The sequence below is a fragment of the Luteimonas sp. FCS-9 genome (genome assembly GCF_001014645.1).
Lineage (GTDB): Bacteria > Pseudomonadota > Gammaproteobacteria > Xanthomonadales > Xanthomonadaceae > Luteimonas.
This window is the reverse complement of record NZ_LASZ01000002.1, coordinates 341355-353534: the sequence shown is the minus strand read 5'-3', so window position 1 is coordinate 353534 and position 12180 is coordinate 341355. Positions and strand designations below refer to the sequence as shown.

Here is a 12180-nt window from a genome sequence, read left to right as displayed (position 1 = left end):
TCGCGATGCGCGCCGACCTCACCGAACGACTGTTGCGCGGCCTGTATTCGGCGCTGCTGGTCGTGCTCGTGCCGGTGACGGTCTACCACCTGATCTGGCGCGGCTTCCGCCAACCGGCCTACCTGCAGCGCTGGAACGAGCGCTACGGCGTCTACCGCAGCGCGCCGACGCCGACGCCGGTCTGGGTGCACGCGGTGTCGGTCGGCGAGGTCAATGCCGCGGCGCCGCTGATCAACGCGCTGCTCGCGCGCGATCCCGCGCGCCGGCTGCTGGTGACCACGATCACCCCGACCGGTTCGGAGCGGGTGCGCGCGCTGTGGGGCGAGCGGGTCGAGCATGTGTACCTGCCCTACGACCTGTCGGGCGCGGTGCGGCGCTTCCTGGCCCGGTTCCGGCCCGGCATCGGCCTGATCGTCGAGACCGAAATCTGGCCGAACCTGCTGTTCTGCTGCCGCGATGCCGGCGTGCCGACGGTCATCGTCAACGCGCGGCTGTCGGCGCGCTCGCTGCGCGGCTACCGCGTGCTGCGGCCGCTGGTCGGCCGCGCGCTGCGCACGGTGCGCCGGGTCGCGACCCAGTCCTCGGACGATGCCCGCCGGTTCGTGAAGCTCGGCGCGGCGCGCGAGCAGGTGGCCGACGTGGGCAACCTCAAGTACGACATCGCGATCGACGACGCTGCGGTCGCGGCCCTGGCGGCGACGTTCCGCGCGGGCATCGGCGCGGGGCCGGTGTGGATCGCCGCGAGCACCCATCCCGACGAGGAAGCCGCGGTGATCGCGATCCACCGGCGGTTGCGTGCGCGCTGGCCGGACCTGCTGCTGGTATGGGCGCCGCGTCACCCCGAGCGTTTCCGCGGCGTCGCGCAGCTTGCGGTCGAGGCCGGCTGGCGCGTGGCCACGCGTGCGTTCACGCGCTGGCCGGACGCCGGCGACGACGTGTTCGTGCTCGATACGCTGGGCGAACTGGGCGCGTTCTTCGCCTGTGCCGACGTCGCGTTCGTCGGCGGCAGCCTGCAGGACATCGGCGGCCACAACCTGCTCGAGCCCGCCGCGGTCGGGGTGCCGGTCGTGACCGGCCCGCACCTGCAGAACTTCGTCGACATCGCCCGCCAGCTCGGCCGCGCCGGCGCGCTGCGCATCGGCGACGACGCCGACGCGGTCCACGACCACCTGGCCGCGCTGCTGGAGGACGCCGATGCGCGCACCGCAATGGGCGAGGCCGGCCGCGCGCTGGTCGCGAACGGCCGCGGCGCGCTCGCGCGCACGCTGGCGCTGATCGCCGGCGACCTGCCGGCACCGGAAACGACAACGGCGCGGACCGTTCGATCCGCGCCGTCGTCGGTTTGACGCGTTCGCCGACGCTTACTGGGTGTTGCTGGCGTCGCCGGTCGAGGCCTGCACGCCGTTGACGTCGACCGTCAGCTGACGATTGACCTCCTGCAGGTTGCCGATGTCCAGCGTGCCTGCGGCCTGCTCGAGCAGCAGCCGGCTCTGCAGGAAGTTGTACTTGGCGAATGCGTAGTCCTGGCGCGCCGAGAACAGGTTCTGCTGGTTGATCAGCACGTCGATGACCGTACGCGTCCCGACTTCCAGGCCGACCTGCGAGGCCTCGTAGGCGGCATTGGCCGAGACCAGCGCCAGCCGGCGCGCCTCGACCTCGGTGATGCCGGCGACGAGGTTCTGGTAGGCGCTGCGGGTGTTGCGCTCGATCGCGCGGCGCTGGGCCTCGTACTGGTCGGCGGCGATGTCGCGCTGGGCAATCGACTGACGTACCTGCGACTGGATCCTGCCGCCGTTGAAGATCGGCACAGTCAATGTCACGCCGATGCTATTGGTTTCGCCTTCGCGACCCACCGAGAGTTCATTGGTCCGGCCCCAGCTGTCGCTCTTGCCATAGCTGGCGCTCAGGTCGAGCGTCGGCAGGTGCCCGGCCTTGGCCGCGGCGACGCCGTACTCGTTGGCGGTGACCTGGTACTGCAGCGCCTTGAGTTGCGGGTTCTGCTCCAGTGCGGTGGCGACCCAGGCTTCGGCGTCGCGGCCCTCGGGCAGCTGCGGGGTGAAGTCGTCGGGCAGGCCGCGCAGGTCGGTGACCGGCTGTCCGGTGATCTCGGCGAGCGCCTGGTAGGCGTCCTGCAGCGCGTTGCGCTGCAGGATCGTGTTCGCGCGCGCGCCATCGTACTGCGCGCGGGCCTCGTGCACGTCGGTGATCGGCGCCAGGCCCACTTCCAGGCGCTTGTCGGCGAAGTCGAACTGGCGCTTGAACGCGGCCTCGGCAGCCTCGGCGGCGGCCAGGGTCTCGGTCGCGATCAGCACGTCGAAATACGCGGCCGCGGTGCGCGTGATCAGCGCATCGTTGTCGGCATCGAGCTGGAAGTCGGCCGCCGTGCTCAGCGCGCGCTGCGAGCGCAGCGTCGAAATCTGGCCCCAGTCGAACAGCACCTGGCCGGCGTTGACGCCGTAGCTACGCGTGCGCGCCTTGCCAGACAGTCCGGCGACGCGGCTGTCGGTCAGCGACGCGCTGCCGCCGATCTGCGGCAGCAGGTTCGCGCGCGCTTGCACCGCGCCCTCGCGGGTCGACAACCGCTGGGATTCGGCGATCGACAGCGTCGGGTCGTTGGTGCGGGCCAGTTCGTAGGTCTGGACGAGATCGGCGGCGAACAGCGGGCCGGATGTCAGCGCGAGCGCGAGCGACAGGAACAGGGGGCGGCGGAACATCGGGGAGTCCTTCGGTCGATCAGAGGGAGAAGTGCGGCACCGGGGCGGCACCGGCGAGATAGGCGAGCCCGGTCTCGAACAACGACTCGACGCGCGGCGCGTTGACGTCCTCGCCCTCGCGGCGTACCAGGACGGCCTCCATCGCGGGCGCCTGGCCCCGGACGATGAACATGCGGCCCCCGGGGCGCAGCCACTGCACGAAACGCGCGGGCACGCTGTCGACGGCGCCGCCGACGCAGATCGCGTCGAAGCGGCGCTCGGTGTTCCAGGCGAAGGCGTCGGCGTGCACGACCTCGACGTTGGCGATGCCCTGGGCCTGCAGCCGTGCGCGCGCGGCGTCGGCGAGGTCGGCGTGGCGCTCCAGGCTGACGACGTCGCGGGCCAGGTGGCCCAGGCACGCGGCCAGGTAGCCGCTGCCGGTGCCGATCTCCAGCACCTCGTCGCCCTGCGCGAGCTTGAGCGCCTGCAGCGCGCGGCCTTCGACGACGGGCTTGAGCATGGTCTCGCCATGGCCGATCGGCAGTTCGAGGTCGGCGTAGGCCAGTGCGCGGCGGGCATCGGCGACGAACGCCTCGCGCGGCACGCGCGAGATCGTCTCGAGCACGCGTGCATCGAGCACGTCCCAGGGCCGGACCTGTTGTTCCACCATCGCCGCGCGGGCCTTGGCGTAGTCGATCGTCATCGTTGCGGTTTCCTTGTTCGCCAGCGCGCAATTCTAGCGGTCGCGGGCAGGGTGATCATCGCGGGGCGCCCGGCGCGGACGCAGTGCCGGAAGTCACCGGCCCTGTCGGCACGCCGCCCCCGTGGGCAGGCAGGGTCAGCGGCCGCGGCGCGGCCGGCCGTAGGCGCGCAGGAACATGTCGACCGAGGCCTCGACGTGGGCCCGGCGCTGGCGCGCGCAGTCCCCGGCGTCCTCGCAGTCGAGCACCATCCGCTGGTGCAGGTCGCCCTTGACCAGCACGAAGAACTGCGCGGCCGCGGTCGGCACCATCGCGTCCTCGATGTCCAGGTCGCCGGTCTCGATGCGCCGCCGCAGCAGCGCGGTGAACGCCGACTGCACGCGCTCGGGGCCGCCCTGCCAGAACCGGCGGGCCAGGCGCTTCTCGACCATCTGCGGCGTGCACAGCAGGCGGTGGCCGGCCACCGCCTCCGGCGCGCTGATCATCGTGAAGAAAGCCTCGGCGACCTCCAGCAGGCGCTGGCGCAGCGGCGTGCCGGGGGCGGGCTCGAAGACCGAGGCCGGCATCTGCTGCTCGCAGTACGCGGCCGCCGCCTCGGTGAACAGGGTGTCCTTGTCGCCGAAGTGGCTGTAGACGGTGAGCTTGGAGACCCCCGCCTCGGCGGCGATCTGGTCCATGCTCACGCCCTCGTAGCCCTGCTGCAGGAACATGCGCTCGGCCGCCTCCAGGATCGCGGCACGCTTGGCCAGATCCTTCGGGCGGCCGGGGCCGGCCGGCCCGCGGGATTCGGGCGGGGAAGCGGAGGCGGAGGGCGCACGCATGCTCATGGTTCAATACTATACCAGCCAGTTCTGAAAATATACGATACGGTCCCGTATCCGCCCGCGCCCAGCCGAGAAGCCGATGCCCCGCGTCCCGTCCGTTGTTCCCGCCCGCTGCGGGGTCGCCCTGGTCGCGGCGCTGCTGCTGGGTGCCTGCCGGCCCGAGGCCGCGCCGCCGGAGACCGCCCGCCCGGTGCTGGTCGTCACCCCGACCCAGGCGGCCGAAGGCGAGGACCTTTCCTTCGCCGGCGAGGTCCGGGCGCGGGAGGAGAGCCCGCTGTCGTTCCAGGTCGGCGGGCAACTGGTGCGGCGGCTGGTGGACGCCGGCGCGCGGGTCCGGCGCGGCCAGGTGCTCGCCGAGATCGACCCCGGCGACTTGCGCTTGCAGGCGCAGTCGGCGCAGGCGCAGCTGGCCGCGGCGGAGGCCGAGTACGCCCGCGCGCGCACCGACCGCGCGCGCTACGCCCAGCTCGTCGACCAGCAACTGGTCAGCCGCTCGACGATGGACGCGCAGGACGCGGCCTACCGCGCGGCGCAGGCGCAGCTGCGCACGGCGCGCGCCCAGGCCGACGTCGCCGGCAACCAGGCCGGCTACACCCGGCTGCTGGCACCGCGCGACGGCGTCGTCGCCAGCCGCCAGGCCGAGGCGGGGCAGGTCGTGGCCGCCGGCCAGACGATCTTCACGTTCGCCGGCGACGAGGGTCGCGAGGTCCTGATCGCGCTGCCCGAGTCGCGCATCGCCGCGTTCTCGGTCGGCCAGCGCGCCTGGATCGAGCTGTGGAACCGGCCCGGCGTGCGCCTGCCGGGCACGCTGCGCGAGATCGCGCCGGCCGCTGACGCGCAGTCGCGCACCTACGCCGCGCGCGTGGCGGTCGACGACGATGTCCGCGACGGTGTCGAACTGGGCCAGAGCGCGCGCGTGCACTTCGAGCTCGGGGCCGGCGACACGCTGCAGCTGCCGCTGACCGCGATCCAGCCCGGACCCGATGGCGGCAAGGCGGTCTGGGTGGTCGACCCGCAGACCCGCACGCTGCGCTCGGTGCCGGTCGAGACCGGCGCATTCGGTGCGCAGACCGTGCCGGTGCTGTCGGGGCTGGCGCCCGACGCGCTGGTCGTCGCCGCCGGCGGCCACCTGCTGCGTGAGGGCCAGGCGGTCGCGCCGGTCGATCGCGACAATCGGCCCGTCCAGCAGGACGCGCCGACGCCGGCGGCGGCACGATGACTGCCGCCATCGCCAGTTCGTCGCGTCCGACGCCGTGTCCGCGTAGGAGCGCGCTCGCGCGCGATGAGGCTTTCCCGATGAAGCCATCGCGCGCGAGCGCGCTCCTACGGGGCACATGCGCATGAACCGCTTCAACCTGTCCGAATGGGCGCTGGGCAACCGCACCCTGGTGCTCTACGCGATGCTCGTCGTCGCGATCGCGGGCATCTGGTCCTACGGGCGGCTGGGCCAGTCCGAGGACCCGCCGTTCACGTTCAAGGCGATGGTGATCCAGACCCAGTGGCCGGGCGCGACGGCCGAGCAGGTCTCGCGGCAGGTGACCGAGCGCATCGAGCGCAAGCTCATGGAAACCGGCGACTACGAGTTCCTGCGCTCGTACTCGCGGCCCGGCGAGTCGCAGGTGATTTTCTTCGCGCGCGACTCGATGCATTCCGACGAGATTCCCGCGCTCTGGTACCAGGTGCGCAAGAAGGTCGGCGACCTGCGCGCGCAGCTGCCGCAGGACATTGTCGGCCCGTTCTTCAACGACGAATTCGGCGACACCTTCGGCAACATCTATGCACTGACCGGCGAAGGCTTCGACTACGCGATCAAGAAGGACTACGCCGACCGCATCCAGCGCGCGCTGCAGCAGGTCGACGACGTCGGCAAGGTCGAACTGGTCGGCCTGCAGGACGAGAAGGTCTGGATCGAGGTCGACAACACGCGGCTGGCGACGCTCGGTATCCCGATGTCGGCGGTGCAGCAGGCGCTGTCGGAACAGAACGCGATGGTGCCGGCGGGGTTCTTCGAGACCGCCGACGCGCGCGTGCAGCTGCGCGTGGACGGCGCGTTCGACTCGGTCGAGGCGATCCGCGCGTTCCCCATCCGCGCCGGCGACCGCACCGTGCGGCTGGGCGACATCGCAACCGTCGAACGCGGCTTCGCCGATCCGGCCGCGCCGCGCATGCGCTTCATGGGCGAGGACGCGATCGGCATCGCGGTGGCGATGCACGACGGCGGCGACATCCTCCGGCTCGGCCGGACGCTGGAGGCCGAGTTCGCGCGGCTGCAGGAAACGCTGCCGGCGGGCATGGCGCTGCGCAAGGTCTCCGACCAGCCGCGCGCGGTGCGCGACTCGGTCGGCGAGTTCGTCAAGGTGCTCGCCGAGGCCGTGGTGATCGTGCTGCTGGTGAGCTTCCTGTCGCTGGGCCTGCGCACCGGCCTGGTGGTCGCGGTGTCGATCCCGCTGGTGCTGGCGATGACCTTCACCGCGATGGACCTGTTCGACATCGGCCTGCACAAGATTTCGCTTGGCGCGCTGGTGCTGGCGCTGGGCCTGATGGTGGACGACGCGATCATCGCGGTGGAGATGATGGCCATCCGCATGGAGCAGGGCGACAGCCGGCTCAAGGCGGCGAGCTACGCATGGACCCACACCGCGTTCCCGATGCTGACCGGCACGCTGGTGACCGCAGCGGGTTTCCTGCCGATCGCGACCGCGGCCTCGAGCACCGGCGAGTACACGCGCTCGCTGTTCGAGGTCGTGACGATCGCGCTGGTGGTGTCGTGGATCGCGGCAGTGCTGTTCATCCCGCTGCTCGGCGAGAAGATGCTGCCCGACCTCGCGAACCCGCAGCCGCCGCGCCCCGGTTCGCTGCCCGCGCGCTGGCGCGACGCGCGCCGCCGCGCCGCGGACCGCTGGCCGGCCTTCGCGTTCGCACTGGCGCCCCGGGATCCGCATGCGCACGACCACGATCCCTACCAGCGCCCGTTCTACCGCCGCTTCCGCGGCTGGCTGCACTGGTCGCTGACGCATCGTTGGCTGGTGATCGGCGCGACCGTGGCGCTGTTCGTCGCCTCCTTGCTGCTGTTCCGCTTCGTGCCGCAGCAGTTCTTCCCCGATTCGACGCGGCTGGAGCTGATGGTCGACGTCGAGCTCGCCGAGGGCAGTTCGCTGCGCGCGACCGAGGCCGCGGCCGCGCGGCTGGACGCGCTGCTCGACGGCAAGGATGGGGTCGACAACCGCGTGGCGTACATCGGCACCGGCTCGCCGCGGTTCTACCTGCCGCTGGACCAACAACTGCCGCAGGCCAACTTCGCGCAATTCGTCGTGACCGCGACCGACGTCGAGGCCCGCGAGCGCCTGCGCACCTGGCTGATCGACGAGATCGCGCCGGCGTTCCCGGAACTGCAGCTGCGCGTCACGCGGCTCGAAACCGGCCCGCCGGTCGGCTATCCGGTGCAGCTGCGCGTCTCGGGCGAGCACGTCGAGCGCGTGCGCGACATCGCCGACGCGATCGCGGCCAAGGTGCGCGAGAACCCGCACGTGACCAACGTCAACCTCGACTGGGACGAGCCCAGCCGCATCGTGCGCCTGGTCGTCGACCAGGAGCGCGCCCGCGTGCTCGGCGTGAGCTCGCAGCAGATCGCGCAGTTCCTGTCGAGTTCGCTGTCCGGCCAGCAGATCAGCACCTACCGAGAAGACAACGAACTGATCGGCATCGTCATGCGTGGACCCGCCGACGAGCGCGTCGCGCTCGAGCGGCTCGACAGCCTGGCGATGCCCGGTGCCGCCGGCCCGGTGCCGCTGTCGCAGGTCGCGCGGCTGGAGTCGACGTTCGAGGACGGCATCATCTGGCACCGCGACCGGCTGCCGACGATCACCGTGCGCGCGGACGTGCGCGGCGACGTCACGCCGCCGACCGTCGTCGGCCAGATCCTGCCCACGCTCGAGGACATTCGCGCGGACCTGCCGTCGGGCTACCGCCTGGAGACCGGTGGCACGGTCGAGGATTCGGGCAAGGGCCAGGACTCGATCAAGGCCGGGCTGCCGCTGTTCCTGTTCGTCGTGGTCACGCTGCTGATGCTGCAGCTGCGCAGCTTCTCGCGCAGTGCGCTGGTGATGCTGACCGCGCCGCTGGGGATGATCGGCGTGACCCTGTTCCTGCTGGTGTTCCGGGTGCCGTTCGGCTTCGTCGCGATGCTCGGCACGATCGCGCTGGCGGGCATGATCATGCGCAACTCGATCATCCTGGTCGACCAGATCGAGCAGGACATCGCCGCCGGCCACGCGCGCTGGGACGCGGTCATCGACGCCACCGTGCGCCGGTTCCGGCCGATCGTGCTGACGGCACTCGCCGCGATCCTGGCGATGATCCCGCTCTCCCGCAGCGTGTTCTTCGGCCCGATGGCGGTCGCGATCATGGGTGGACTGACGGTCGCCACGCTGCTGACGCTGACGTTCCTACCGGCGCTGTATGCGGCGTGGTTCCGGGTGCGCGAGGACGAGCGGCCGCGTGCGGGTGAGTGAAGGCGCGTGTACGACCGTGTGGGACGGACCTGTTTCGTTCCTAAGGCCGCGGGGGCTGCGATCGAACGATCAGCAATGACGTGATGCGATGTGGCGCGTGCCACTGATGCACTCTAGTTGACGGATGTTCCATGGAATCGTGCGCTTGGAATCACCTGCGATCGTTCGCTCAGTTGCACGTCGACATCATCGCCAGAGAATCTCAGCCGAAACCGGTACATGTTGATGTTTCCGATTTCGTTGTACTCAACAACGAAGGTGCTGTCGCTCTCCCACCTGCCGCTTACTGCGACGGGCGCGCCGAATTCGCCGCCTGAAGGCACGCGCGGAACGCCGTCCAGCCCGATCGGCCTCGGCGGATCGATGCGATCGCCAAGCTCGAGCTGAAGGTGTGCGTCCTCGGCTCCCGAAAACGTGAGGACGAAAGATTTCAGGTCAAGCGGGTTTTCGGCGAGCGTGTACCGTCTGCCCGAAACCGTACTCACCATCGGTGACATGAATGCCACTGGACGAGGCGGCGTTGCCGCATCTCCTACAGCAGTCGCCAGCCGGTCCGCCGCCGCTGGATTTTCCGGCAAGGGCTGATCGGACTTGATAGCGCGAAGAATGAAGGCGCCAATGTCGCCGGGCTCGAACTCTCCGCCCGTGAACACGACGACGACGTTCTTCTCCGGGGTGACGCTGATGCGTTGGCCGCCCCGACCTTCCGCCTCGAACAGCCGCGGATGCCTATCCGGATAGACCCAGAGGCCATATCCGTACTTCTGACCGTTGCGTGCCGGCTGCGGCTGCGCCTGGACGGCAGCACGCATCCACTCCTCCGGGACGAGTTGCCGGTCTTCCCATCGGCCGTTGTTCAACCACAAATAGCCCAACTTGGCCATATCGAGGGGCTCGAGATGAAGATCGCCCCATCCATACGAAACCCCGTGGTCATCGGCCGGCCATGCTGCGTTGCCGATGCCGAGTGGACCGAACAGCTCGCGGCGCGCGAAGTCGAGCGCACTCAGGCCCGTCGCTTCCGTGATCGCAGCGGACAGGAGGTGCATGCCACCGGAGCAGTACTCGAAACGACTTCCAGGTTCATCACGCATCGGCAGATCCAGCATGAACTGGGTCCAGTCGGTGCTTTCCCTCATCTGCGAGAGGGTGATTTCACCACGGCCGGCTTCGCAGTCCAATCCGGAGGTCATCGAAAGCAGATGCTCGATGGTCATGCGCCTCTTTTGTTCATCCAGGTTCGCGATCCTGCGTTGATCGAACACTGCAGTCAGCGGCTGGCGCAGTTCCAACGCGTGCCTGCCGATCGCGATCCCGGCGAGCGTCGACGTCACGCTCTTCGTCACGGACGCGAGATCGTGCAATTGTCCCTCCTGGAACGGCCAGAAATATGCATCCAGTACGACATGCCCGTTGCGAACGATGGTCAGGCTGTGGATCGGCGTCTGATGGTCGCGAACGTAGTCGAGCGCGTCGGCGAGTACCTCCGAATCCATCCCCTGGGCTTCCGGGGACGAGTTGCGCCATTCGTGCGTCGGCCAGTATGTCTCTTGCGCCACTGCATCGGGAACGATTGCGCAGGCGAGGGCAGCCGTACGCACGACGCACGCAGTAAAGATTCGTAGTGAATACTGCACGAAACCTCCTGGACTGATGATCGAGGGCGATGCATCGCGTGTGGGCTGGCTAACGCCTGAGTCAAGCCGCGTCACGAAGTGGCGTCGGCTCAAACGAATTGTTATGCGGCACTCGATACACCCCGAAACAGCGGTATGTAGTGCCCCACTGCCTCATGGGAGATGAAACAGTCAAAAAGCGCTGCTTGCGCAGCGTTGCGTTGCTGAAATTCATCCGGAGCAAGCAGGACTGTTACAAAGTCGGCGTAGTTGCCATACCGCGGGTTACCGATCCAGTGGGCCGCACGATGAGCGTACATCTCTGGCTGGAGATCCATGAACTTGCCAGCTCCTATCTTGTTCTCGATATGTAGGCCGTGCAATTGGCTGTCGCGATCCGACACGACAAGCAGAACATCAGTCTCAGATTGACGTCTGACTGTGATGCTCTTTCCGGTAGCTGGATCGGTGCTTGGGAACGGATGTGTGCCCCAGGGATGATCGGCCCGACAACTATGGAAAGTCGCGTTGCATCCCGAAAACTTTGTCTGGGATACAAACCATTCCAAGAAGACAGGATTGGACTCTAACTCCGCCGCGAGTGCTCGATCGAGCTCCTTCTCAGTAGCCATATCCCCTCTGTGCCGTATAACGCCTGAATTAGGCCGCGCGCCCGCTTGCATGGCTATTGCCACGCTGAGATTGCGATGTCCCCCCCCGCTTTCAGTGGCGGGGCTGTTTGGAGTCCGGGCTTATCGTAGCGACTTTGCTACCAGTCGTTGCGCGGGTGTCAGCCCGCCAAGTGACTTCTTCGGTCGTTCCTCGCTGCATTCCCGCCGCCAGCCTTCGATTTCTGTCCGAGCGTGTAGCAGTGTCGGGAACCAGTGCTCGTTGAGGCATTCATCGCGCAGGCGACCGTTGAACGATTCGACGTAAGCGTTCTGGTTCGGTTTACCCGGCTGGATCAGGCGCAACGCACGCCACGTTCGTGCGCCCACGCCATCATGGCCTTACCGCAGAATTCCTTGCCGTTGTCGGTCCGGATCACCTTCGGCAGACCACGGCTGAGTGACAGGCGGTCCAGTACGCGGCTGACGCCGTGGCCCGAGATCGCACGCTCGACTTCGATTGCCACGGCCTCGTGACTTGCGTCATCCACGATTACCAGGCACTTGATGACACGTCCGTCGGCCGTGCGATCGAAGATGAAATCCATCGACCACACATCGTTGGCCGCAGTCGGACGGATCAGCGGTTGCCGCTCAACCACCGGCACCTTCTTGCGCTTGCGGCGTCGCACCTGCAGCTTTGCCTGCTGATACAGCCGCTCCACGCGCTTGTAGTTCACGGCGTGACCGCTTTGCCGCAGCTTGAGATAGATCATGCCCACGCCGTAGCGCTTGTGCCGATGCGCCAAGGCCTGGATCTGCAACCGCAGTTCGACATTGCGATCCGGGCGGGGTACGTAGCGCAGCGCGCTCGCACTCATGCCGACCACGCGCAAAGCGCGCCGCTCGCTGAACCCTTTGCCTGCCATGCAGCGCACCTGCTCCCGACGAGCCGGTGCGCTCACCATTTTTTTCGCAGCACGTCCTTGATCACTTCGTTCTTGAGGACCTGCTCGGCCAGCAGCTTCTTCAAGCGCGCGTTCTCGGTCTCCAGCTCTTTCAGGCGCCTGGCCTCGGACACGTTCATTCCGCCGAACTTGCTGCGCCACAAGTAGTACGACGCCTCGCTGAAGCCATGCCGGCGGCACAGTTCCTTGACCGGTAGACCGACCTCGGCTACACGCAGGAAGCCGATGATCTGCTCTTCGCTGAAACGCTTTTTCACGT

Annotated in this window: 7 protein-coding genes and 1 pseudogene; 3 read left to right on the top strand and 5 right to left on the bottom strand. The window is 68.4% G+C overall.

What is annotated here, in order from left to right; all coding sequences use genetic code 11:
- Positions 1 to 5: 5 nt before the first annotated feature.
- Complete coding sequence (waaA, locus tag WQ56_RS03165; RefSeq protein ID WP_047135593.1) at positions 6 to 1346, top strand: lipid IV(A) 3-deoxy-D-manno-octulosonic acid transferase; 1341 nt, start codon at positions 6 to 8, stop codon at positions 1344 to 1346.
- 15 nt (positions 1347 to 1361) lie between these two features.
- Here waaA and WQ56_RS03160 read toward each other — a convergent pair whose 3' ends face one another.
- The 3 genes from WQ56_RS03160 to WQ56_RS03150 form a co-directional block, all read right to left on the bottom strand.
- Positions 1362 to 2714, bottom strand: a complete 1353-nt coding sequence (locus tag WQ56_RS03160) for a TolC family outer membrane protein (RefSeq protein WP_047135592.1) — start codon at positions 2712 to 2714, stop codon at positions 1362 to 1364.
- A gap of 19 nt (positions 2715 to 2733) precedes the next feature.
- Positions 2734 to 3396 carry a protein-L-isoaspartate O-methyltransferase gene (locus WQ56_RS03155; RefSeq protein ID WP_047135591.1) on the bottom strand — a complete coding sequence of 221 codons (663 nt, stop codon included), beginning with the start codon at positions 3394 to 3396 and terminating at the stop codon, positions 2734 to 2736.
- A gap of 135 nt (positions 3397 to 3531) precedes the next feature.
- Positions 3532 to 4215 (bottom strand): TetR/AcrR family transcriptional regulator, encoded by a 684-nt coding sequence (locus WQ56_RS03150; protein WP_052772804.1) that lies wholly within the window; start codon positions 4213 to 4215, stop codon positions 3532 to 3534.
- 82 nt (positions 4216 to 4297) lie between these two features.
- Between WQ56_RS03150 and WQ56_RS03145 the strand changes: the two genes are divergently transcribed.
- On the top strand, positions 4298 to 5437 hold the full coding sequence (locus tag WQ56_RS03145) for an efflux RND transporter periplasmic adaptor subunit (RefSeq protein ID WP_047135589.1): 1140 nt from the start codon (positions 4298 to 4300) through the stop codon (positions 5435 to 5437).
- Between the two features lie 121 nt (positions 5438 to 5558).
- On the top strand, positions 5559 to 8729 hold the full coding sequence (locus WQ56_RS03140; protein WP_047135667.1) for an efflux RND transporter permease subunit: 3171 nt from the start codon (positions 5559 to 5561) through the stop codon (positions 8727 to 8729).
- A 113-nt stretch (positions 8730 to 8842) separates the two neighbouring features.
- On the opposite strand, the gene WQ56_RS03135 is transcribed toward WQ56_RS03140, so the two are convergent.
- Both WQ56_RS03135 and WQ56_RS18445 read right to left on the bottom strand, forming a co-directional pair.
- Positions 8843 to 10330, bottom strand: a complete 1488-nt coding sequence (locus tag WQ56_RS03135) for a serine hydrolase (RefSeq protein ID WP_156170250.1) — start codon at positions 10328 to 10330, stop codon at positions 8843 to 8845.
- Between the two features lie 767 nt (positions 10331 to 11097).
- Positions 11098 to 12178, bottom strand: a pseudogene (locus WQ56_RS18445) (IS3 family transposase).
- Between the last annotated feature and the right edge of the window lie 2 nt (positions 12179 to 12180).

Coding starts and splice junctions, on each gene's coding strand:
- waaA (WP_047135593.1), top strand. CDS start 6: ATGCGCGCCGACCTCACCGAACGACTGTTGCGCGGCCTGTATTCGGCG.
- WQ56_RS03160 (WP_047135592.1), bottom strand. CDS start 2,714: ATGTTCCGCCGCCCCCTGTTCCTGTCGCTCGCGCTCGCGCTGACATCC.
- WQ56_RS03155 (WP_047135591.1), bottom strand. CDS start 3,396: ATGACGATCGACTACGCCAAGGCCCGCGCGGCGATGGTGGAACAACAG.
- WQ56_RS03150 (WP_052772804.1), bottom strand. CDS start 4,215: ATGCGTGCGCCCTCCGCCTCCGCTTCCCCGCCCGAATCCCGCGGGCCG.
- WQ56_RS03145 (WP_047135589.1), top strand. CDS start 4,298: ATGCCCCGCGTCCCGTCCGTTGTTCCCGCCCGCTGCGGGGTCGCCCTG.
- WQ56_RS03140 (WP_047135667.1), top strand. CDS start 5,559: ATGAACCGCTTCAACCTGTCCGAATGGGCGCTGGGCAACCGCACCCTG.